Below are 23,748 nucleotides of genomic sequence, written 5' to 3' on the forward strand. Positions count from 1 at the left end.
GCTGCTGCCGCGGGCAGCAGCGAGACTCTTAAACTCGCAGCGTCACATTTGACTCAACACAAAAAAGCCCCCCCAGATCGAAAGCCTGGGGGGCTTTTGCGTACAACAGGCGTATCAGTCGCCGTATACCGGCAACCGGCTGCAGATAGTCTTGACCTGATCGCTTACCCGCTTGATGACACTGTCATCGTTGATATTTTCCAGCACGTCACAGATCCAGCCTGCCAGCTCGCTGCAGTCAGCCTCATTAAACCCGCGGGTAGTCACCGCCGGCGTCCCAATCCGCAGCCCGGAGGTCACGAAGGGTGAGCGCGGATCATTTGGCACCGCGTTCTTGTTCACAGTAATGTGCGCACGGCCCAGGGCGGCATCTGCATCCTTGCCGGTTATGTCCTGCTTGATCAGAGACAACAGAAAAAGATGATTCTCGGTACCGCCCGAAATCACATCAAAGCCACGCCCCATGAATACCTCGGCCATGGCCTTAGCGTTCTTGATCACTTGCTGCTGATAGGTCTTGAACTCTGGGCTCATCGCCTCCTTGAAGCAGATCGCCTTGGCGGCAATAACATGCATCAGCGGGCCACCTTGGCCACCCGGAAACACTGCGGAATTAAGCTTCTTTTCCAGCGCTTCGTTGGCGCGAGCCAAAATCAGACCACCACGTGGCCCTCGCAAAGTCTTGTGAGTGGTGGTCGTGACGACATCCGCAAAGGGCACCGGATTAGGATATACACCCGCTGCGACCAGACCGGCAACATGGGCCATGTCAACAAACAGATAGGCGCCAACCTTGTCGGCGATGGCCCGGAAGCGGGCAAAATCCAACACCTGAGAATAAGCCGAAAAACCGGCAATGACCATTTTCGGCTTGTGTTCCACCGCCAGCGCTTCGACCTCGTCATAGTCGATCAGGCCAGTGTCGGTATTGATGCCGTACTGCACAGCATTATAATGCTTACCTGAAAAGTTGACTGTCGCGCCGTGTGTCAGATGTCCGCCATGGGCCAGACTCATGCCCAAAATAGTATCTCCGGGCGTCAACAATGCCTGAAAGACAGCGCTGTTAGCCTGTGAACCAGCGTGCGGCTGGACGTTCGCGTAGTCGGCACCAAACAGAACCTTGGCCCGATCGATTGCCAGTTGCTCGGCAATGTCCACATACTCGCAACCACCATAGTAACGCTTGCCGGGATAGCCTTCGGCGTACTTGTTGGTCAGTACAGAGCCTTGAGCTTGCATTATCGCCGGACTGGTGTAGTTCTCGGAGGCGATCAGTTCGATGTGGTCTTCCTGACGGACAGCTTCCTGCTCCATCGCGGCCCATAACTCGGCGTCGAAGGTAGCAATATCGTTAGAACGGCTAAACATGGCACGGCCCCCTACAAGGACGATCAAGTAAATAAGGCCGCATTTTAGCGCATGGAATCGACTCTGGCACATGAAAAGCGCTCACGTACCCAACAAAATCGTTTCAAGGCCAATCCGGCACGCTCAAGTTTGAGCCGTTTAGAAATTGCGCGGCCAGATCCGTAGCAGGCATTGGCCTGCCGAGCAAAAAGCCTTGCACCTCGTCACAACCAAAACCAACCAGCAAGGCAAGCTGCTCACGGGTTTCCACGCCTTCGGCGATAACCCGCAACTGCAGGCTCCGCGCCATGGCCACAATGGCCTGAGCGAGTAGCGTATCGCGGTTTTGATCCCGCATCGCCTGAATAAAAGAGCGATCGATCTTGAGGGTATCGATCGGGAAATCCTTCAGATAATTCAACGACGAATAACCGGTACCAAAATCGTCGACTGCGATTTCAACCCCCAGCGCCTTCAGCGCCGCAAGCGTCTGCATGGTTTCATCCACATTCTGAAGCAATACACTTTCCGTCAACTCCAGCTCAATTGAAGCTGGGTCGAGCAGATAACGTTCCAGCACACGACCCACCTGAGCCGCCAACTGGACCTCGGTAAACTGCCGGCCAGAGAGGTTGATCGCCAGACGCGGCAATGGATGACCGCTATCACGCCATTCGGCCATTTGCCGGCACGCAGAGTCCATTACCCAGTCACCCAGGGCGCCGATCAGACCAATTTCTTCAGCAATCGGCACGAACACAGCCGGCGAAATGGCCCCACGCTCCGGATGCTGCCAGCGCAGCAATGCTTCTGCACCGGCCAGTCGACCACTGATACAATCAAATTGCGGCTGGTAATGCAATTCAAGCATATTGTCCTGCAAGGCGCGGCGCAGGTCACTTTCCAGACTTACCCGATCGAGCGCCGTAGCATTCATTTCAGCCTGATAAAACTGGAAGGTATCCTTGCCAATGGACTTGGCATGGTACATAGCGGTATCGGCGTTCTTCAGCAGTGTGCTAGGTTCGACGCCATCTTGCGGATACAACGCCAGGCCGATACTGGCGCTGATGAAAAACTCACGCTCCTGCAGTACAAAGGCAGGCGCCAACACGGTGAGAATCTTCTCAGCTACGTGTATCGCGGCAGCCATGGCCCTTTCCTGATTCTGTTGCCCTGCTAGCAAAATGGTGAACTCGTCACCGCCCATGCGCGCCACAGTGTCGCTGTCGCGCACACAGCCGCTGAGCCGCCGGGCTACCTCCTTGAGCATGACGTCGCCGGCCGCGTGACCCAACGTATCATTGATCGGTTTGAACCGATCAAGGTCAAGAAAGAGCACTACCAGAGACTCTCCCTTGCGCTCAGCCAATTGCAACGCGGTCTTGGTCCGGTCCTGGAAGAGAGTTCGATTGGGCAGGCCCGTCAGGGCATCATAGTAGGCAAGGGTCTCAATACGGGCTTCACTGGCCTTGCGCTCGCTGATATCAACAAAAAAGCAGACGTAACTGACCAGATCGCCCTCATTATCATGCACTGCAGTTATCCCGGTCCAGGCAGGAAACTGGTCGGCATTCTTGCGCCGCATCCAGATCTCGCCCTCCCAGCGACCCTGCTGCCTGAGTATGCGCAAAATTCCCGGATAGAACTGCTCGTCAAGTACATCGGAAGCCAGCAGCATGGGGGTCTGATCTATGATTTCATCTGCACTGTACCCGGTAATCTGAATGAAGTTCTCGTTAACCTGCACAACGTAACCGGCAGGATCCGTGACCAGAATGGCGCCTGTGGTATTTTCAAATACCGTCGCTGCCATGCGCAGTCGATTTTCGGTACGCCGTTGCTCGGTAATATCACGAACAATACCCAGCAGACCAAGGAAACGGTCGTTGCCATCCCACATCAAAGACAAACGCACTTCAGTAGGACACTTATGGCCATCCGCCTTGATGCAGTCGACCGTCGTTTGCCGATGATAGCCCTCTTCGCGCAGCCTGGCAGCCTCCTCGGGGCACTCCAGACGCGGAGTGAGCTCGCGCACAATCGAGCTCATGAAACGCTTATAATCAGAGCCGGCCACCACGTTGCTGAATCCGGAGGCAATCAGCTCTTCTGGGCGGTACCCCAGCACCCGTGTGACGGAAGGACTGATGTAATCCAGGCGAAATGCAGTGTTAGTCGACCAGATCACATCACTGATATTCTCAGCCAGCAACCGGTAGCGCTGCTCGCTGGTACGCAGCTGCTGAGTTGCCATGGTTTGTTGATGAACATCCCGCACTACTCCGATCAGCTGACTCACCCTGCCGTCAGACAAACGCGAAAGGACCTTCACCCGCAGGCTGAACCAGCGCCAGGTTCCATCCTTGTGGCGCCAGCGCAGCCGAGTCTCCTGCACTACCTCATCTTCCAGGACCTGCTGCAAGTTGCGATTTATTTGTAGCTGCTCAACGTCATCGGGGTGCAGTAAGCGGTCGCGGTATTCATCATCGAGGGTCCGTTCATCGGATTCGTCATAACCTAACATCTGGGCCAATGAACGGTTGCTGTAGACAAACTGCTGTCGCTGCATATTTCTGATGAAGACAGTATCGGGGACAGCCTTTACCACGCCCGCCCAGTAACGCTCGCGCTCCACCATCGACAATTCGATCCGTCGCCGTGCGGTAATATCCGTCAGGCTCATGGTGACCGCATGGTAGTCCTCAACATTCTCCGGCAGACGCATGATGACCCAGACATGACGAACGGTGCCGGCGGGCACCCGCAAAGGCGTTTCGAATTCAAGCCTCGGTGTTCGGTTCACAATCGCAAGGAGTACCTTGTAGCGCGCCGAGTCGTTGCGCACTTTTTCTGCCCGCTGCAGAACACTGGGTACCCCCTCAATCGAGCCCTGGCCGGTCAATTCAAGAGCCACCTGATTGGCATCGACTACGCTCACGCTCTGGAAGATCTCATGATGGCGTTGGGGGTGCTTCTCCAGCCACGCATCCAGCGTCACCTGATTGTAAATCCCCTCGCCCAGCAGCCAGCTACGCATAGAGGCAAGATTAAGCTGGCAGAGGGCCATACCAACCCCTTCGAAAACATCTCGGTAGCGTCGCTCGGTATCTTCCACATGTCTAAAGGAGGCACGGCTGCGTGCCAGCAGCGCTTGGTTTGCACGGCGCATGCGAACAACAGTCCACACCACCAATAACATGACAAGAATGAACCCCAGAACCAGCAGCACTTTCAATTGCACCGCTTTACCGAGGCGCTGCAGATAGAAATCAGGCTCTACTAGACCGCGTACTTGCCACAGACTACCTGCTACCGGAGCACTGACGACCACTTGCTCGCGCTCCTGGGCAGTCATCGATTGGTTGTCCAGAAAAACCAGACGGCTGCCCTCCTGCCGCGCCAATACACGTGCTCGCCCGGCATCTTCCAGCAGCCATATATAACCCTGAGCCGATTGAGTGGAAACCAGTGCAGCGATTTCCCGGTCATCTATCTCGATCACCCAAAAACGGTCGGGATGGCTGCTGGCAATAGACCAATAAAGCACACCGCGCGCCACGTCCGAGTCCAGCGCAAAAGGGTAACCACTGATCTTCAAACCCCGCAAAGCGGGCATCCAGGGTGACGTATCAGAACCCGCTCCCGGCTCCAGCAAAGAGACTTCGGTAATCAATCGCAGCCCGGGAAGCAAGGCTTCCACAGCATCTACCGCTTCGTCTTGCGCGTTGCTATGAAGGTTATCCAGAACCCCGGCAAGAGCTATCGACTTAACCTCGAGATTCAAACCTATCTGATTAGCTGTCAGCCAGACGGACTCCTCCACCTGTACTTGATGCTGGGTACGGAGCAAATGAAAATCCTGCCAGGCTTGCCACACCATGAGGATCGCAAGCAAGATTGCAGCGACTGCGACGAGCACAAGCTCACCCGCAACAGGCAGGCTGTCGGGTGCACTGATAGTCAAAGCCTGGTCCTGTGCGCTGCTCTTGTCGTGGTTCGTGCTCAAGTCACTCATCTTTACGTAACTGTTAGTCCTGTGAGAAGAATATCACAGCCTGCAGCCTAAAATGTAACCAAGGAAGGCCTGAGATATTTGCCCTAAAGGCCCAGTTGGGCTAGCCTTGCGGGCAATTTACAGGCTCGCCTGCGGGCCTTCCCAATACAGTACCGATCCACCTTTTCATTCAGGTTTTCGCATCATGGCTCAATTCGTTTACAGCATGCACCGGGTCGGCAAAGTCGTCCCACCCAAAAACCGCATACTAAAAGACATTTCATTGTCCTTTTTCCCCGGCGCCAAAATTGGCGTACTGGGCCTCAATGGCTCTGGAAAATCGACCCTGCTGCGCATCATGGCCGGAGTGGATACCGAAATAGAAGGTGAGGCTCGTCCTATGCCGGGTATCAAAATCGGTTATTTGCCGCAGGAACCGGAAATCGACCCGACAAAAACCGTTCGTGAAATCGTTGAAGAGGCGGTAAGCGAGATCAAGGATGCACAGGCGCGCCTGGATCAGGTCTATGCGGCCTACGCCGAGCCCGATGCGGATTTCGATGCGCTGGCTGCCGAACAGGGCAAGCTTGAGGCGATCCTCCAGGCCGGCGATGGCCATAATCTGGAGCGTCAGCTGGAAGTTGCCGCCGACGCGCTGCGCCTACCACCCTGGGATGCCCGTATCGAACTACTGTCGGGCGGCGAAAAACGCCGGGTCGCCTTATGCCGACTCCTTCTGTCGGCACCTGATATGTTGCTGCTGGACGAACCAACCAACCACCTCGATGCCGACTCTGTCGCTTGGCTAGAGCAGTTTTTGCACAATTTTGCTGGCACTGTTGTGGCTGTTACCCACGATCGCTACTTCTTGGACAATGTCGCCGGCTGGATTCTCGAACTTGATCGCGGGCATGGCATTCCGTTTGAGGGCAATTATTCCCAGTGGCTGGAGTCCAAGGCCACACGACTGGCCCAGGAATCAAAGCAGGAATCGTCCCATGCCAAGGCGATGAAAGCCGAACTTGAATGGGTTCGTCAGGGTGCCAAGGGCCGCCAGTCGAAATCCAAGGCGCGCCTGCAACGTTTTGAAGAACTGCAATCGCAGGAATTCCAAAAGCGCAGCGAAACCAACGAGATTTACATCCCCGCGGGTCCGCGACTGGGCGACAAGGTCATTGAGTTCAATAATGTCGGCAAGGGCTACGGCGACCGCGTATTGATCGACGACCTGAGCTTTGCCGTACCCAAGGGCGCTATTATCGGCGTTATTGGCGGCAACGGTGCGGGTAAGTCCACCCTGTTCCGCATGATCACCGGTAAGGAACAACCTGACAGCGGTAACATCGACATTGGTGAAACCGTGGAAATTGCGAGCGTGGATCAGAGTCGTGACGAGCTCGACGGCAAAAAAACCGTATGGGAGCAAATCTCTGACGGTTTCGACATGATCAAAGTCGGCAATTACGAAGTCCCGTCCCGTGGCTACGTGGGGCGCTTCAACTTCAAAGGTGCGGACCAACAGAAATTCGTCAAGGATCTGTCCGGTGGGGAACGCGGTCGTTTGCACATGGCGCTGACCCTAAAAAAAGGTGCCAACGTACTGCTGCTGGACGAACCCTCCAACGACCTTGATGTAGAAACACTGAGGGCGCTGGAAGAGGCCTTACTCGACTTCCCGGGTTCCGCCATTGTGATCTCCCACGATCGCTGGTTTCTGGACCGTATCGCGACACACATCCTGTCCTATGAAGACGAAGGCAAGGTCAGTTTCTTCGAAGGCAACTACAGCGAATTCGAAGCCGATCGCAAGAAACGCTTGGGCGAGGCAGCGTCTCAGCCTCACCGTGTGCGCCATAAGAAGCTGGCCTGACACGCTAGCAGCATACAAAGGTTGCTTGCGGTTTCACCCCTCAGCCGACCTGGGTATTCTGAAGTTTCTCGCATTAGAACAGGTCTTCAAAAACGTCCTGACCACGCTGCCGCAAGGCGGCGGAAAGGGGCCAGCCTCGCGGGTTTCCACAGAGTAGCGAATGCGATGTTGGCACAGGACGTCATCTGAAAAGCCAAAAAGAGACTATAATCATGGGTATATGCACTCTTGTCGGAACCAGCCAATGAGCAATGAACGCCGCCGCTTTACCCGCGTTATGTTCGACGCCAGTACCTGTCTGCTTCAGGACGGGCTGAGCATAGACGTACAGTTGGTTGACCTTTCTTTGCATGGGTTACTGGTGATCGAGCCCCCAGGATGGAAGGACACGAATCGTCATACCCAGTTCAATGCCGTGATCCAGCTAGCAGAGGCCAGCCAGATCTGCATGGACGTGCATCTGGCCCACGCCGAAGAAGGTTTGCTGGGATTCGAGTGCGATCACATTGACCTGGACTCTATCAGCCACCTCAAGCGCCTTATTGCCCTAAACACAGGGGACGAGGAGCTGCTGGGTCGGGAGCTCGCAGCCCTGCTCTGATCAATCGAAGATGGCCGCCAGCGCTTCATCCAACCGTGTCACTGCAATCACCTGCATCCCCTTGGGACTTTCTTTCGGCGCATTCGCCTTGGGCACGATTGCGCGAGTGAAGCCATGCTTGGCTGCCTCTTTCAGACGCTCCTGACCGCTGGGCACCGGACGAATCTCGCCAGACAAGCCGAGCTCACCAAAGACCATGAGATCCATCGGTAACGGACGGTTACGCAGACTCGACATGACAGCGGCCAGCAACGCCAGATCGACCGCAGTTTCCAATACCTTGACCCCCCCGACCACATTGACGAATACATCTTGATCGTAAGTCGCAACGCCACCGTGGCGATGCAGTACGGCAAGCAACATGGCCAGTCGATTCTGATCTAGCCCGAGCGTCACGCGCCTGGGATTGCCCAGGTGAGATGTGTCAACCAGCGCCTGAACCTCGACCAGCATGGGTCTGGAGCCTTCCCAGGTAGACATCACCACGCTACCGGGAATCGGCGTATCGTAGCGCGATAGAAAAATAGCCGACGGGTTGGACACTTCTTTGAGCCCTTTGTCGGTCATCGCAAAGACGCCTAACTCGTTGACTGCACCAAAACGATTCTTGACCGCCCGCAGCATACGCAAGCGACCGTCGGATTCCCCCTCGAAATACAGCACCGTGTCTACCATGTGTTCCAGTACGCGGGGTCCGGCCAGCGAGCCATCCTTGGTTACGTGACCGACGAGGAAAATAGCGGTCCCGCTCTGCTTGGCATAACGTACCAGCAGCGCCGCACTCTCCCGGACCTGAGACACACCGCCCGGAGCGGACTGCAGTTGCTCAGTAAAGATAGTCTGAATGGAGTCCACCACCATCACTCTGGGCTTCTCCAATCGCGCGGTAGCAATAATGCTTTCGATACAGGTCTCTGTCATGACTCGCAGACGCTCTTCGGGTAAGCCCAGACGTCTTGCGCGCATCGCTACTTGCTGCTGAGACTCTTCCCCGGTGACATACAAGGCCGGCATGCTTTCGGCTAGCTGACATAGAGTTTGTAACAAGATGGTTGATTTACCGATGCCCGGATCGCCACCGATCAGCACAACCGACCCGGAAACCAACCCGCCACCGAGGACGCGGTCGAGCTCTGACGATCCGCTTGGCTGGCGCGGCACTTCTTCTGTTGATACTTCGGCCAGCGTACGCACCTGAGCCATCTGCCCAGTCCAATGGCCAGTGCGCCCAGCAGCCGGGCCACTGCCACCGGTCGGAGTAATATCCACGACGGTTTCTACCAGCGTGTTCCAGGCCTGACATTCACCGCACTGACCGGCCCACTTAGTGAATGTTGCGCCACATTCGGTGCAGCCATAGATTCGCTTGTTTTTTGCCATGGAGTCCCCGAGGATTACACAAAATAGTATTTTTATGGCTGTTAGGTAAGGTGTACAGTCTATTGTCCCGGCAAGGCTAATAGCTATGGTCGATCAATGTATACTATGCCCGAATTCAAACGAGAGACTATTGTATGACGTCTGAGATTGAAATTCCCAAGCCCTGCAAGGCATGCCAGGACAACGAGCCGCTTTGCTTTGAATTCACCATGGCTTTTCAACCGATAGTCGACATTCGCGACAAAACTGTCTTCGCCTACGAAGCATTGATTCGCGGAACGGATGGTGCCGAGGCCGCAAGCATTCTCTCGCGCGTCAATGAGGACAACCGTTACATATTCGACCAGTCCTGCCGAGTCAAAGCTGTAGAACTGGCCTCACGGTTGAATATTCCCTGCTTTATCAGCATCAATTTTTTGCCCAATGCGGTGTATCAAGCGGCAACCTGTATTCGTGCCACACTCGAAGCAGCCCGCCGTTTTAACTTTCCAACCAACCGGCTGATCTTCGAGATCACCGAAAACGAACGGTTGGTGGATAAGGAACATCTCAAGAGCATTATCACGGAATACAAGCGTCAGGGTTTCAAAACGGCCATCGATGACTTTGGCGCCGGATATTCGGGCCTGAATTTATTGGCCGAGTTTCAACCGGATATCATCAAACTGGATATGGGTATTGTTCGCGATATCGACCACGACCCAGTACGCCAGGCCATTGTGCGCGGCATTCTCGGTGTATGTCAGGCGCTGAATATTGACGTAATTGCCGAAGGCATCGAAAGGATGGAGGAGCTTGATATCCTGCGCTCGATGGGCGTTTTCCTGTTCCAAGGCTTTTTATTCGCCAGACCCGGCTTTGAACATCTGCCCGATATCAGCTGGCCAGTCGATGCCTGACTACACCGCGGGCACCACGCCGGACGAGGCTGAGATTGATGAGCTCAATGAACAGCTACTTGAAGCTCAGTTCAACCTGCGTAAAGCAGGCAAAGGCCCAATACTGCTTTTGATCAGCGGTAATGACTTTGCCGGTAAAGCAGAAATAATAGACACGTTCTACTCATGGCTGGACAACCGCTTTCTTAATACCCGTGCATTCAGCCTGCCTGAGGGCATTGAAAAACGCATGCCCCGTTGGTGGCGCTACTTTCGAACGCTACCGCATGCGGGTGAAATTGGCTTTTACCTTGGCTCCTGGTACCACCAGCCACTGATGAGTTTCAGTCGGGGCAAGCTGTCAGACAAGCGCTTCCGCCAGCAGATGCAAGACATCGTCCGGTTCGAGCAACTACTGGTAGACGAGGGCGCCAGCATACTGAAGCTCTGGCTCCATCTTGATAACAAGTCCACTGACAAGAACACCCGGCCTGATGACGACGTCCTGCGCTCCAACACCGTCGCCATGCGTGAATGGGGCGATTTCAGTGTTGAGGATTATGAAAAGGTCCGTGTCGGCGCCCAACTTATGAGCGAACTAACGACCAGTGAAGCCGCACCCTGGCACAGGGTGTCAAGTAGCGACCCAGCCCAGCGGGACATGCTGATCGGGCAGCTCCTTCTGAACGCCATACGCGCGCAACTCACCTCCCCCGCCCAACCGGCCCCATCTCGCAGCTGGATACCCGCAAAGCGAGCGCGACTTGACGAGCTCGACTACAGCCAATCCCTCAGCAAGAATGATTACAAAGAACAGCTGGAGCACTACCAGCAGCTGTTGCGCGAATTGATCAGACACCCGCGCTTTGCCCGTCGGAGCCTGCTACTGGTATTCGAAGGCACTGATGCCGCGGGTAAAGGCGGTACGATACGCCGAATTACCCAGTGTCTTGATCCGCGCTTATTGCGCGTGCATGGCACCCGCGCACCGACCGAAGAAGAGAGAAAGCAGCCCTACCTGATGCGCTTCTGGCGACGCATTCCAGCTCCCGGCCATATCGTCGTCTTTGACCGTAGCTATTACGGTAGAGTTTTAGTCGAACGGGTAGAAGGGTTTTGCAACCCAGCGCAATGGCAACGGGCCTACGGCGAGATTAACGACTTTGAACACCAGCTAAAGCAAGCCGGCACGCTGGTCATCAAGTTCTGGCTAGCCATCACCCCGCAGGAACAACTCGACCGCTTCAAGGCTCGGGAAGAGTCACCGCTCAAGCATTACAAACTGACGGATGAAGACTGGCGCAACCGCGAGCAGTGGCCCGCGTACCGCGATGCGGTGCATGACATGCTCGAATTCACCGATAGCACAGAGTCACCCTGGCATGTGATATCAAGCGAAAATAAACGCCATGGTCGAATCCAAGCGCTGAAAATTGTTTGCGAAACGCTGCAGAAAGCGCTCAAATAATAAACGCAACCGACTCAGGGATGCTCCATACAAGGATAATTTCATGCGTTTATTAAATGAATTCAAAGCATTCGCAATGCGCGGAAATGTCGTCGAAATGGCGATTGGTATTATCATAGGGGCCGCATTTGGCAAGGTCGTTTCAGCTTTTGTGGCCAACATTGTCATGCCCCCATTGGGACTGCTGATCGGCGGCGTTGATTTCGCTGACCTGGCCATTGTGCTCAGAGAGGTCCAAGGCGAATTACCCGCAGTAACACTTGGATATGGCTTGTTCATTCAGAGCGTGGTCGACTTTCTGATCGTGGCCGCGGCAATCTTTGTGGCAATCAAAGTCATGAACAACCTCAAACGTCAGGAAGTAGAAGAACCCGTCGCGCCTCCCGCGGAGACCCTGAGCAAAGAGGAAATACTCTTGGGCGAAATACGCGATTTGCTGGCGCAGCAGCGCCAGTAAAACGGCAACATAACCGCAGCTGACAACTGCGGTATACTGCTTTCGATTGATACACTCCCGACCATCTACAGCGGCGTTTCCATGCAAACATGCACCACCCCGTTCGGCGACCTCGAGCTCGAACGTTATCCCCTGACCGGTAATCCGACACTGCAGGCGTTTGACACCGCCGATACCTATCTCTTGCAGGCGCTATCCGAGCAGCCCGTATCTGATCTGCCAGTGCTGATCATCAACGATCATTTCGGCACACTGGCCTGCGCTATAGCAAAAACCAATCCGGAGCACAAACCGCATAGCTGGAACGACTCAGAACTGGCCAGAAGAGCACTGCAGGCAAACCTGGAAAACAACCAGTTAGCGCCAGACGCCGTAGTTTTTATTGATAGCCAAGAGGCGCCGCAGGGTCCGTATCGTCAGGTACTGATCCGTGTGCCAAAAAGCCTGGCGCTGATGGAAGACCAGCTGGCGCGCTTACACTCGCATCTGACTGCCGATGCCACCGTCCTCGCCGGCGCTATGGTGAAACATCTGCCCCACGCCGCAGGCGATCTCCTGGCAGCTCATATCGGCCCCTATCAGGCATCGCTGGCTGTTAAGAAAGCACGGCTGCTAAGCGCCACGGCGGACACTTCCCTTGCACCCAAGCAAACCAGCCTGACAACCCGCTATGCGCTTCCAGGCAGCGACGTCGAGCTGGTCAACCTGCCGGGGATATTCTCACGTGAGAAATTGGATAACGGCACCCGCGCACTGCTCGATACCCTGCCAACAGCGCAAGGCACACAGCTGATCATTGATCTGGGCTGCGGCAATGGGGCGCTGGGTATCAGGGCAGCGCAACTGAACCCGGAAGCCCAGCTGCTTTTCGTTGATGAGTCCTACGCGGCCGTAGCGTCAGCACGACTTAACTTCGCCAGTGCATTCTCCGGACGCACAGCAGAATTTCTGGTGAGTGATGGCCTGACCGACGTAACGCCTGCCAGCGCAGGGCTAGTGCTCTGCAATCCCCCGTTTCACCAGCAGCAGGCCGTGGGTGACGAAATGGCCAAGCGCCTGTTCGCCCAGAGCCGCGAAGCACTGAATGACGAGGGGAGCCTGATGGTGGTCGGTAACCGTCATCTGGGTTACCACGTCAAGCTGCGGACGAACTTCGAAAAAGTCGAGCAACTGTCGGCCAATCCGAAATTCGTGGTTCTCAAGGCCAGCAACTAAAGTCAGCCTAGGCTTATTTGGCCCGTCGGCAGCGCTCGGAACAATATTTAACTTCTCCCCAGCAGCGCTGCCACTTTTTGCGCCAACTGAAGGGCAGGCCGCAGCTAACGCATATTTTGCTTGGCAGATCGGCCTTCTTCTTCACAACGCCTTGCCTTGATCCAGACGCGCCAGCAAGGTTTCACCCCAGTCCCACAGCGCACTTTTCTTGCTGTCGGTCATGCGGTCGAGATTGCCGTAGATCATCTTCATGCGCTGGTTACCGCCCAACTGCTCGCGATGGCGCATAAGGAAATGCCAGTATAGTGAGTTGAACGGGCACGCTGCCTCGCCTGTCTGCTCGCTCACCTTGTAGCTACACCCCTGACAATGGTTGGACATACGTTTGATGTACTGACCACTCGCACAGTAGGGTTTTGAGCCCAAATAGCCCCCATCGGCATGCATGACCATGCCCAGCGTATTGGGCAGCTCAACCCAGTCAAACGCATCCATGTATACCGCCAGATACCAGTCACATATCTGCTTCGGTTCTATTCCCGTCAACAGTGCAAAGTTACCCGTCACCATCAGCCGCTGAATATGGTGCGCGTAGCCGTGCTCAAGGGTCTGGCCTATAGCCTGTTGCATGCACTTCATGCGGGTCTTGCCTGTCCAGTAGAAGTCCGGTAAATCCCGTGTATTACCCAGGGCGTTGCGGGCAGCGTAGTCAGGCATCAATAACCAGTAGATTCCGCGCACATACTCGCGCCAGCCGAGTATCTGCCGAATGAACCCTTCAGCGGCGTTCAACGGAATATCGCCTGCCTGCCAAGCCGCCTGCACGTCGAGACATACTCGATGGGGACTGAGCAGGCCGATATTCATCGCTGCCGCAATTCGGGCATGGAAGAGGTAAGGTTGATCATCAGCCATGGCATCCTGGTAGTCACCAAAGTGCGGCATACCCTGATCCAGGAATTCCTGCCACAGACGCTCCGCTTCGACCGCCGTCACTGGATAATCAAAACCGGCCAGCGTCCCATAATGATCGTCGAAATGAGCGGCAACCAGTTTTTCCACTGCGCGTGTAATCTCATCTGCAGGAAAATGTGGCTGGTCCGGAACAGTCAGCCCCTTGGGCAGTGCCTTGCGATTCTCGGCGTCGAAATTCCAGCTTCCACCCTCCGGCCCCCCGTCGGCATCGAGTAACAACCCATGCTGCTTGCGCATCTCACGGTAAAAGAACTCCATACGCAGTTGCTTGCGATCGGTAGCCCATCGTGCAAACCGCTCGTGACTGCAGAAAAAGCGCTCGTCTTCGTGTATGTGCAAATCTGGCCAATCATCTTGCAAGGCGCGAAACACCTCCAGCAGGCGCCATTCACCCGGCTCACAGAGCTCGATACCCTGAGGATCTAGTCGCGTACGGGCACGCTCAAGTTCGCCGGGCAGTGATCCGGTATTATCCGGATCATCCAGCTGGACGTAATCAACCCTAAACCCACGTTCCTGAAGCTCCTGCGCAAAATGCCGCATGGCTGACAGGATCAACAGAATTTTCTTGGGATGGTGCGGTACGTAACGGCCTTCTTCCTGAACCTCCGCCATCAGTATCCGATCTTTCTCGGGATCAGCATCACGCAGAGAAACAAGGTCATGACTGAGCTGGTCACCCAGCACCAATATCAGATTGCGCGTCATCGGCGTAGCGGAAGAGTCAGACTCATGGCGGGAGCGCCCTGAGTAGAGCCCTCTCCGGCCGGTCCAATCTCGTCATAGATATTCTTATGCACCAGATTGATCGTCTCGAGCGGCAACTCGCAGAGGGTATTGCGCACCTCCTCGAAGGAGCGAAAAGTACGGGGCTCCTTATCTCCCGCCTTCTTCTTGAGTATGTCGCGGCGCTCATCAGAGACCGCCTCAACAAGATAAATGTCGCCCTCATGAGAGAGCACATTCAGTTCAATAATCCGACCCTGAGTGGCCAGTTCCTGCAGATCGTCAAGCGTCATTGGCCTAACCCCGAATAGCTGTGTAAGTACATAGCGTAGCGTTGCTCGAGGTCATGCTCCATTCACAGATGTTACATATTGTCCTTTTGCGCTTGCGCTGCGCTTTCACCCTTGGCGATCTTGTCCAGCACACCCATCCCGAAAGCCGATACTACAAAGGTCATATGAATAATTACATACCACATCATCTTGTCGTTCGGGATGTTCTGGGCATTCATAAAGACCTTCAGCAGATGAATCGAGGATATGGCCACGATGGACGCCGCCACCTTCATCTTCAATGAGCTTGAATCCATCTTGCCCAGCCAACTCAATTTCTCCTGACCTTCCTTGATGTCCAGCTGGGATACAAAGTTTTCATAACCGGAGATCATCACCATAACCAATAAACCACCCACCAATGCCATATCAACCAACGACAAGACAACCAGAATCAAATCCGCCTCGGCGATGGCGAACAGATTGGGAATCAAGTGAATCACTTCCTGAAAAAACTTCACTGCCAGGGCAAACAACGCCAGTGACAAGCCCAAATAGATCGGAGCGAGGATCCAGCGAGCCGCATACAGTAGCGTTTCCAATGCACGTTCCATACGAATCAATACCTTTCTTCATGTTGTTGCGCCCGAGCATCGAGCGGGTTGTTCACAATTGTTGTGGATAACTCTGTGGGCAGTACGCGGAAAAACCGCCAAGAGCCTTACCCTGTCCGCGGCGCGCGCAAGAGTACAAAAAATAGCCAAAAAGTTCATTCTTTTCTTTACCCAATTGCTAACCGCCGTTCTACGGTAGCTGCAGAGGATACTGAGCTGAATTGCTCGAAACAGTCGTCCATTTGTCATCCAGACCAGTACGGGTTATTGACAATAACGAAAAGCCTCTATATTGCCTATTTGCTCCACATGATCTGTGGGTAAGTCTGTTGATAAACATGGGAGCAATTGCTGCACTACTTGACAGTATGGGCCTCTGAGAGATTGCTCAGTGATTGATCAGGCGCGACTGGCGGGTCGAGTATCGGCCTTATCAGTCGCACTTCCCTCATCATCCCGCTGCAGGTCGGCAATTTCACGCAGGCGTCCGACTACCCGCGCATTGATCGTGCCTTCTGGGAAATGACCATCCTTATCTGCTGCACCAGTTTCTTCACCCGCCAGCAGCCCCATTGCCTGATCGACCTGCCTGACCGCATAGATATTGAACATGCCATCTCTGACCGCATCCAGCACAGTCTGATCCAGCATCAGATTGGGTATGTTGGCGCGGGGTATGATTGCACCCTGGTGACCGGTCAAACCGCGAGCAAGGCACAAGCGGAAGAATCCCTCTATCTTCTCGTTGACGCCACCCACAGCCTGGACTTCGCCGAACTGGTTGATCGAGCCGGTAATCGCGAAGCCCTGCTTGAGCGGCGTACGCGACAGTGCCGACATCAGCGCACAGACTTCACCCAGGGAGGCACTGTCGCCATCCACATAACCATAGGATTGCTCCAGGGCAATGCTTGCCGAAATCTCCAGAGGAAAGTGCTGAGCATAACGGCTACCTAGATAGCCGGTCAGGATCATCACACCCTTGGAGTGGATAGGCTGACCCAGCTCGACTTCCCGCTCGATATCGACGATACCACTGCCGCCTGGGTAGACCGTGGCGCTGATCCTCGCCGGCACGCCAAAAACCGAATCGCCGACCTCGAGAACGGTCAGACCGTTGCATTTACCTACTTCGGCGCCGTCTGTATCGATCAGGATGACACCCGAGAGCATGTCCTCACGGATACGCGCACTAACACGCCCAGTACGCGCCTCCTTGGCCTGCAGCGCGCGTTCGATATGGGCCGTGTCAATTAACGGATCACCTGCCAGTTGCCGGGTAAAGTCCGCTTCTGCAACCAGCTGGAAAATGTCACTGATACGCGCAGAAAGACGTTGCTGATGTTCAGCCAATCGCGCGCTGTGCGTCAGCACTCTGGCTACCGCAGCCGCCGTTAGCGGGGCGAGACCCTCCTCCGAGGTGCGCGTTTTCAGCAGTTGCGCCATACTTTCAATACTTTCCGGGGTCCGCGGCAGGTCTTCATCAAAGTCGACCAGTACACGAAACATCTCCTGAAAGTCCGGATCCATGTCCTGCAGTGTGTAATACAGATGCCGCGAGCCAATGATGATGACCTTGACCGCCAGGGGTATCACATCAGGGGTCAAGGTGACGGTCGTCAGTCGCCCCATCTCCGCCCAGGGCGACTCCATCTTCAGCTGACGCGATTGCAGTGCACGCTTGAGCGCGTCCCAGACAAAAGGTTCGCCCAACAGCTTTTCGGCCTCCAGCACCAAATAGCCGCCATTGGCGCGATGCAGGGCACCGGGGCGTATATGCCGATAACTGGTGATCAACGCGCCCTGCTCCGAACTGTATTCGATACGCCCGAACAGGTTGTCGTAGGACGGATGGGGCTCGTGTACCACCGGCGCTCCGCCGGTGTCATCATGGCCGACGATCAGAGTTGGGCAATACTGCTCCGTGAGCAATTGCTTCTTGAAGGCTTCGGATCGGGGCTCAACCGAACGCTCATCAACCAGCAATTCAACCACGGTCTTCAACAGATTCTGGCGCACCAGATTGAAGTAATCACAGACCGCATCATTGCCGCTGAATTTTTCCATCAAGGGTTCAAGGATAGGCTTTATAGCATCCGTGATAGTTTGTTCATTCAGTTCGCGCAGTTGATTGCTCGACTCGCGTTTCCACTGCGGCAGGCTCGATAAAGCCTCATTCAGGACTTCCTCCATCGTGGCAATATCCACGTGGAAGCGCTCGCGGTCCTCTTCAGCGAGTTGCGCGAACTCAGCCTCGTCCAGTGCCTTACCGTCCTTCATCGGCGTGAAGGCAATATTCTGGGCGTCGCGATAGACCGCGATACTTTTCTCCAGTGCTTTGCGCTCTACCGAATCGATCGCCCTGTCGTAGCGTTGATTGAAGCCCCGATCAATTGCACTCTTCTTCTGCTGAAACGCCGGGTGTTCAAACACCGCAGGGAAAGTAGCCAGCAGGTTGTCGATGAGCTTGTTGATATCCTCCAGCAGCCCACTGGCGGTGCCGGGGGACAGACTCAATACCCAGGGCTCGCGCGGCTCGTCGAAGTTGTTTACATACAGGCAGTCTTGGGGGGTAATCTGGCGCTTGGCCTCGGCCTTGAGGTAGCGCATGACGTAGGAGAAGCGACCGGTGCCCGGCTCACCCATCACAAATACGTTGTAGCCTGAACGGTGCATGGCTACGCCAAACTGCAGCGCCTCTACGGCCCTGTCCTGGCCAAGAATCCCCAGAAAGGGCTCCAGATCATCGGTCGTGGTGAACCCCATGCTGTCAAGATCGATCGGCATGGTGAGTTGTTCGGGCTTTAAGCGCAGAGCATTGGCTTCGTGGGTCATCAAGCGTCCTTGGTAGGAGTGTTTGCATAAGACCCGCATTGTTGCCCTGCAAGCGCTCGCTGACAAGGGCAAAGCACCCTTTGACTTGACGACCGAGCCTGTAATCGCGTTTCATTAGAGTATTTACTCAAAATTAATAAGAAGAGGTCAGCGAGATGTCGATCACTGTGCAGGAATATGTCAATAGCGATGCCACCGCCCTCGCTGAAAAGGTCGCCTCAGGTGAGACCAACGCCAACGAGCTGCTGGATATCGCCATCAGCCAATACCACCGCCTCAATCCGCAGATCAACGCTGTCTGCCAGCCCATGTTTGATCTCGCCCGCGATCGGGTAGGCGAGCAATTGAGCGGTCCCCTTGCGGGCGTGCCCATGCTGATCAAAGACGCAGTGCAGGATTACGCCGGCCTGCCCACAGGCAGCGGAAGCAAGGTCTTCAGCCGGACTCCGGCGGCCCGTCACTCGCACATCGTGCAGCGGCTGCAAAATGCCGGCGCGGTCATCATCGGCAAGAGCAACACCCCTGAACTGGCACTCAAGGGCGTAACCGATCCGCTCGCCTTTGGCCAAACCCGCAATCCATGGAACACCGCGCACACACCCGGCGGCTCCAGCGGTGGATCCGCAGCAGCGGTAGCTGCCGGCATGGTGCCGATTGCCGGTGCCAATGATGGTGGCGGCTCTATTCGCATTCCCGCCGCCTGCTGCGGGCTGTTCGGTCTCAGGCCGACCCGCGGACGCGTCTCGGTCGGGCCGGCCCACGCTGAAATCTGGGAAGGCGCCTCGAGCGATCTGGTCCTTTGCCGCAGCGTGCGGGATGCAGCGCTGGCCATGGATGTTCTCTCAGGACCGAACGACGGCGACCCTTTCATTATTGCCCCGCCGCAAGCGTCTTTCCGAGACCTGGCGGGCCGCGAACCGGGTGTCTTACGTATCGGCTACAGCACCCGCTCGCCAGTGGACACCCCAGTGCATCCGCAAGCCATCAAGGCAGTCGAGCAGGCAGTGGAAGTCCTGCGCTCCCTTGGCCACGAAGTAGTCGAGGCAGAGCCGGACTACGACGGCCAGGCCCTTGCGCGGTGTTATCTGAACATGTATTTCGGTCAGGTGGCTGCAACACTCGATCAAGCCCGGGAAACCGGTGCCCGCGACGAGGAGTTCGAGCTTCTCACTCGCACTTTGGCTGCGTTCGGCCGCGGTATGAGCAGCGCCAGCTATATCAACAGTCATCGCCAATGGAACCAATTCAGTCAGGCACTGGGAATGTTCTATCAGCAACACGATTTATATCTGACACCGACACTGGCTCACCCACCCATTCGCCACGAGCAGGCTGACATACCCGCTGGTCAGGCACGGGCACTAAAATGGCTGCTGGCGACCGGCCTGCTGCCGCTGTTAGCGCGCTGGGGTGCAATGGATAATATGGTCGAAGACATGGCGCGCAAGAATCTGACCTATGTGCCCTTCACCCAGCTCGCGAATCTGACTGGCACGCCAGCCATGAGCGTTCCCTTGTACTGGACCCCTGAAGGGCTGCCCCTGGGTGTTCAGTTCTCCGGCCCCTCAGCCAGCGAGCCTCTGCTTCTGCAGCTGGCAAGCCAGCTTGAAACAGCCCAACCCTGGGCCAATCGTTGGCCCGCCATGAGTAAAGTGCCGGCGTAACCGCATTATCTGCAATGCTGAAGGTAGGAGCGGTCGCCTGACCGCGAAAGGAGGTCAAACCCTTCGCGCCGGGACCGGCGCTCCTACCGCGAATGGGTGTAATCCGCCAATATGGTGCTTTAATCCGTATCGCTGCCCTCGACTCCCGGCGCGCCCAGCGCCTTGACCAGCTCCCGCACCAACGGCTTCATGAAAAAACTGCTTTCGGGCATCAGATCGACCTGAACCTTGCGCCCCCGCAACTCGTCAGCCACGACGGGGCCTACAGCGGCGACTTTTAACCGCCTCAACCCGTCAATCAGCGACTGCTCACCACATTGGCGACGGCCAATCTGGAATAGCCGCCGCACCTGCGTGGCACTGGTAAACGCAACCGCATCAAGCTGACCGTCCAGAATCGCCGTCACCAGCTCCTCAACCCGCACGTCCTCCACGTCGTCTGCATAAATATAGGGCGCGACACTGCTGGCAACGGCGCCCGCCTCACGCAAAAAGTCCATGAGCAGCACGTTGGGCTCGGTGCCATACAACTGCACCGCCACTCGCCGCCCCTGTAGATCGTCATCTTTCAATGTACGGATGACACCCTCGGTAGTCGGCTCCAGAGCGATGAGATCCGTTTTCAAACCAATAGTGCGTAGCGCAGTGCCGGGCTTGGGGCCGCGAGTCAGTTTGCGCACCCGTCCGAGCTGGGCGATAAAATCATCGCGCAGACTACCGCCCGCGCGTTCAGCCGTACCCAATAAGCGGCGCAGACCTTCACCGGTCAGTAAAATCAAGTCATCACAGGGGTCGCTGACGAAGGTCTCGATCCAGCGAGTTATGCCTTGCTGGTCGGGCGCATCGTGAATAGACACCAGAGGGCATCGCAACACCCTGGCGCCGCGCTTCACCAGCATATCGGCAAACAGATCCAGCTCGCGGCTTTCCGGTAGCGCAATATAGCGGCCGACCAATGGCAGTGTTTCAGTAGTCGCGTTCATGTCTGCTCCGACAGCAAAAATCCTATTGTGCGACGTGCACTGGTCATTGTGAACCCACGCGCGTGCCGCCGCGAAACATAACCACCACCAGCGTGATCGCGGTAAGCGGTATAACGTAGTAGAGCATAGCGCTCTGCAGTCCCGGGACGCCGCCCGCACCGCCATCGGTCGTCACCACATGGAGGGTGTAGACAATGTAATAAGCCATGAACAGCAGGCCTTCCCAGCGATTGATGCGCATCCCACTGATAAAGATTGGCAAGCAGGCCAAGGCAACGGCAAACATCACCAGCATGTCGAAGCGCAATACCGCTTCGGATACGGCTATGCCAGCAGGAGCCAGCATCGACGAGACGCCCAGCACCGCGAGCAGATTAAAGATATTACTACCCACCACGTTGCCAACGGCAATATCCCGTTGCCCCCGCAGACTTGCAATAATCGATGTTGCCACCTCAGGTAAAGAAGTGCCGGCCGCCACAATCGTCAGCGCTACCACGCGCTCGGACACACCCAGACTGGTCGCCATGATAACCGCACCGTCCACCAGCCAACGGGCACCAATCACCAGCATCACCAACCCGCCCAGCACCATCAGTACATTAATTAACACCAACCCACTTTGCTCGGCGTTTGGCACACCCAGCTCGTTGGCATCATCCGGACGATTGGCGCGGCGACTGCTGATAATCAGAAACAGCGTGTAAGCGATAATCAGGGCAAACAGCAGGATGCCATCGAAACGCCCCAGAGAGCCGTCCAGCGCCAGAAGAATCACCAACAGGCTGGCACCGATCATGATAGGTACGTCCAGTCTGATCAGTTGTCGCGACACCACCAGGGGGGCAATCAAGGCCGACAGGCCAAGGATAAATAACACGTTGAAGATGTTGCTACCCAGCACGTTACCTAAGGCAATATCGCCCTGGCCGCTGAGCGAAGCGCCGGTACTGACTGCCAGCTCGGGTGCACTGGTACCAAAGGCAACGACGGTCAAACCAATGACCAGAGGCGATATTCGAAACCCCGCCGCCAGGCGCGAGGCACCCTTCACCAATACCTCTGCACCCGCTACCAGCAGGACCAGCCCCACTATGAAAAGAATTATCACCATCGGCGTCATGATTAAAACCCCTCCTACAGGGCGGATGCCAGCGGTTGCAGGCGCAATAATCTAGCACGCCGCCAGCCTTGCGCCAGTGCCCGTACAAAATATTACATGCACTGGGCAAAATGGATCTCACTTACCCTTATTACACGCTATCGACCTGATGATTTCAGGCAGACCCAGCATGCGTGATCAGGCAAGCTATGCTGGTATTCACCCTAGCAGAGAGTTATTTCCCATGACCGACAGCAATCACACATTCGTAGTCGACCAGAACGATCTTGAAAATTGTGCCACGCTAGAACTGCCGCACACCGGCGCTGATCAGCTGGCCGACGGCGAGGCCCTGCTGACAGTCGATCATTTTGCCTTCACGGCCAACAACATTACCTATGCAGCGCTGGGCAAGCGCTTCAAATACTGGGACTTTTTCCCCGTCGAAGCACCCTGGGGACAAATCCCGGTCTGGGGCTTTGCCGATGTCACCGCATCGCGCCACCCAGAGATAAAGACGGGTACGCGCGTATACGGTTATCTACCCATGGCCAACCAGCTGATCGTCAAACCCGGCAAAGTGAGCAAGAGCAGCTTTCTGGATACCGCCGAGCACCGTCAGCATCTAGCGACCGCGTATAATCAATATCTATTCACAGTAGCCGACCCCGCGTACCGGCCTGAGCACGAAGCACTGCAAATGCTCCTGCGGCCGCTGCTGATTACCTCCTTCCTGCTGGACGATTTTCTGGCTACCCAGGACTTTTTCGGCGCCGACCAGATAATACTGACCAGCGCCTCAAGCAAAACCGCGCTCGGGCTGGCATTCATGCTCCAGCATCAACGCCAGGCACGAGGCAAACAGCTGACCATCACGGCACTGACCTCCCCTGGTAATACTGCGTTCGTAGAGAGCCTGGGGTATTACGACAAGGTTGTCAGCTATGCCGATATCGGCAAGCTCGATGCAACCCAGGGCACCGTATCAGTAGATTTTGCCGGCAACGGAGAGGTACTGGCAGACCTGCATAAGCATTTTGCCGACAACATGTTGTTCAGTTCATTGGTCGGCGCCGCCCACTGGGACGCCCGCGGTGGCGACAAGAACATGCCCGGCGCAAAACCCGAAGTCTTCTTCGCCCCCGGTTACTGGGAAAAGCGCGGCAAGGAAGTCGGCAATGCCGAGCTAATGCAGAATTTTGCCAAGCTATGGGCGCCGCTGGTGACCTCGGTCGAAGGCTGGATGAAAGTGACCGAGCTCAAGGGCCAGGAAAGCATGCGTCAGGCCTATCTGGACACCCTGCACGGCGACATCCGACCGGATCAGGGGCTGATACTCAAGCCCTGAGCGTTCTATCCAT

Annotated in this window: 18 protein-coding genes and 1 pseudogene; 9 read left to right on the top strand and 10 right to left on the bottom strand. The window is 55.9% G+C overall.

All coding sequences use genetic code 11. The features are described 5' to 3' along the window. Nucleotides 1-114: 114 nt before the first annotated feature. On the bottom strand, nucleotides 115-1,371 hold the full coding sequence (glyA, locus tag ACJAXR_RS01755) for a serine hydroxymethyltransferase (RefSeq protein WP_415056531.1): 1,257 nt from the start codon (nucleotides 1,369-1,371) through the stop codon (nucleotides 115-117). Between the two features lie 103 nt (nucleotides 1,372-1,474). Next, on the bottom strand, nucleotides 1,475-5,359 hold the full coding sequence (locus ACJAXR_RS01760; protein WP_415056532.1) for an EAL domain-containing protein: 3,885 nt from the start codon (nucleotides 5,357-5,359) through the stop codon (nucleotides 1,475-1,477). Nucleotides 5,360-5,552: 193 nt separating this feature from the next. On the opposite strand from ACJAXR_RS01760, the gene ettA reads away from it, so the two are divergent. From ettA to ACJAXR_RS01775, 3 genes and pseudogenes are all read left to right on the top strand, one after another. Then, a complete protein-coding gene (gene ettA / locus ACJAXR_RS01765; RefSeq protein ID WP_415056533.1) occupies nucleotides 5,553-7,217 on the top strand; it encodes an energy-dependent translational throttle protein EttA in 1,665 nt (554 codons plus the stop codon). Between the two features lie 4 nt (nucleotides 7,218-7,221). Then, nucleotides 7,222-7,347: pseudogene (locus ACJAXR_RS01770) on the top strand (Glu/Leu/Phe/Val dehydrogenase dimerization domain-containing protein); the annotation flags it as partial. Between the two features lie 114 nt (nucleotides 7,348-7,461). After that, nucleotides 7,462-7,818, top strand: a complete 357-nt coding sequence (locus tag ACJAXR_RS01775) for a PilZ domain-containing protein (protein ID WP_415056534.1) — start codon at nucleotides 7,462-7,464, stop codon at nucleotides 7,816-7,818. On the opposite strand, the gene radA is transcribed toward ACJAXR_RS01775, so the two are convergent. After that, entirely contained in the window at nucleotides 7,819-9,198 is a 1,380-nt protein-coding gene (gene radA / locus ACJAXR_RS01780) for a DNA repair protein RadA (RefSeq protein ID WP_415056535.1), read from the bottom strand. It abuts the gene before it with no gap. Between the two features lie 134 nt (nucleotides 9,199-9,332). On the opposite strand from radA, the gene ACJAXR_RS01785 reads away from it, so the two are divergent. The 4 genes from ACJAXR_RS01785 to ACJAXR_RS01800 all read left to right on the top strand — a co-directional run bounded on the left by ACJAXR_RS01785 (nucleotide 9,333) and on the right by ACJAXR_RS01800 (nucleotide 13,216). After that, on the top strand, nucleotides 9,333-10,097 hold the full coding sequence (locus tag ACJAXR_RS01785; RefSeq protein WP_415056536.1) for an EAL domain-containing protein: 765 nt from the start codon (nucleotides 9,333-9,335) through the stop codon (nucleotides 10,095-10,097). Then, a complete protein-coding gene (locus ACJAXR_RS01790; protein WP_415056537.1) occupies nucleotides 10,090-11,544 on the top strand; it encodes a polyphosphate kinase in 1,455 nt (484 codons plus the stop codon). Before ACJAXR_RS01785 ends, ACJAXR_RS01790 begins: the two co-directional genes overlap by 8 nt. Nucleotides 11,545-11,587: 43 nt before the next feature. After that, nucleotides 11,588-12,001, top strand: a complete 414-nt coding sequence (mscL, locus tag ACJAXR_RS01795; protein WP_415056538.1) for a large-conductance mechanosensitive channel protein MscL — start codon at nucleotides 11,588-11,590, stop codon at nucleotides 11,999-12,001. Between the two features lie 81 nt (nucleotides 12,002-12,082). Further along, nucleotides 12,083-13,216 (top strand): methyltransferase, encoded by a 1,134-nt coding sequence (locus ACJAXR_RS01800; protein ID WP_415056539.1) that lies wholly within the window; start codon nucleotides 12,083-12,085, stop codon nucleotides 13,214-13,216. A gap of 13 nt (nucleotides 13,217-13,229) precedes the next feature. On the opposite strand, the gene ACJAXR_RS01805 is transcribed toward ACJAXR_RS01800, so the two are convergent. The 5 genes from ACJAXR_RS01805 to ACJAXR_RS01825 form a co-directional block, all read right to left on the bottom strand. Next, nucleotides 13,230-13,361 (bottom strand): DUF2256 domain-containing protein, encoded by a 132-nt coding sequence (locus tag ACJAXR_RS01805; RefSeq protein ID WP_415056540.1) that lies wholly within the window; start codon nucleotides 13,359-13,361, stop codon nucleotides 13,230-13,232. Further along, complete coding sequence (locus ACJAXR_RS01810; protein WP_415056541.1) at nucleotides 13,358-14,899, bottom strand: cryptochrome/photolyase family protein; 1,542 nt, start codon at nucleotides 14,897-14,899, stop codon at nucleotides 13,358-13,360. The genes ACJAXR_RS01805 and ACJAXR_RS01810 overlap by 4 nt, the downstream gene beginning before the upstream one ends. Further along, on the bottom strand, nucleotides 14,896-15,210 hold the full coding sequence (locus ACJAXR_RS01815; RefSeq protein WP_415056542.1) for a DUF6482 family protein: 315 nt from the start codon (nucleotides 15,208-15,210) through the stop codon (nucleotides 14,896-14,898). Before ACJAXR_RS01815 ends, ACJAXR_RS01810 begins: the two co-directional genes overlap by 4 nt. A gap of 71 nt (nucleotides 15,211-15,281) precedes the next feature. Then, nucleotides 15,282-15,803, bottom strand: a complete 522-nt coding sequence (locus ACJAXR_RS01820; protein ID WP_415056543.1) for a TIGR00645 family protein — start codon at nucleotides 15,801-15,803, stop codon at nucleotides 15,282-15,284. Nucleotides 15,804-16,202: 399 nt separating this feature from the next. Beyond that, complete coding sequence (locus ACJAXR_RS01825; RefSeq protein ID WP_415056544.1) at nucleotides 16,203-18,638, bottom strand: Lon protease family protein; 2,436 nt, start codon at nucleotides 18,636-18,638, stop codon at nucleotides 16,203-16,205. Nucleotides 18,639-18,793: 155 nt separating this feature from the next. On the opposite strand from ACJAXR_RS01825, the gene ACJAXR_RS01830 reads away from it, so the two are divergent. Then, nucleotides 18,794-20,302: an amidase gene (locus tag ACJAXR_RS01830; protein WP_415056545.1), complete on the top strand. Its 1,509-nt coding sequence runs from the start codon at nucleotides 18,794-18,796 to the stop codon at nucleotides 20,300-20,302. A gap of 119 nt (nucleotides 20,303-20,421) precedes the next feature. Here ACJAXR_RS01830 and ACJAXR_RS01835 read toward each other — a convergent pair whose 3' ends face one another. After that, nucleotides 20,422-21,285 (bottom strand): uroporphyrinogen-III synthase, encoded by an 864-nt coding sequence (locus ACJAXR_RS01835; protein WP_415056546.1) that lies wholly within the window; start codon nucleotides 21,283-21,285, stop codon nucleotides 20,422-20,424. Between the two features lie 43 nt (nucleotides 21,286-21,328). Then, on the bottom strand, nucleotides 21,329-22,408 hold the full coding sequence (locus ACJAXR_RS01840) for a calcium/sodium antiporter (protein ID WP_415056547.1): 1,080 nt from the start codon (nucleotides 22,406-22,408) through the stop codon (nucleotides 21,329-21,331). A gap of 223 nt (nucleotides 22,409-22,631) precedes the next feature. Here ACJAXR_RS01840 and ACJAXR_RS01845 point away from each other — a divergent pair, with 223 nt between their 5' ends. Beyond that, nucleotides 22,632-23,735 (top strand): DUF2855 family protein, encoded by a 1,104-nt coding sequence (locus tag ACJAXR_RS01845; protein WP_415056548.1) that lies wholly within the window; start codon nucleotides 22,632-22,634, stop codon nucleotides 23,733-23,735. Nucleotides 23,736-23,748: the final 13 nt, after the last annotated feature.

Source organism: Halopseudomonas sp., from assembly GCF_047631575.1.
In the GTDB taxonomy this organism is placed as follows: Bacteria; Pseudomonadota; Gammaproteobacteria; order Pseudomonadales; family Pseudomonadaceae; genus Halopseudomonas.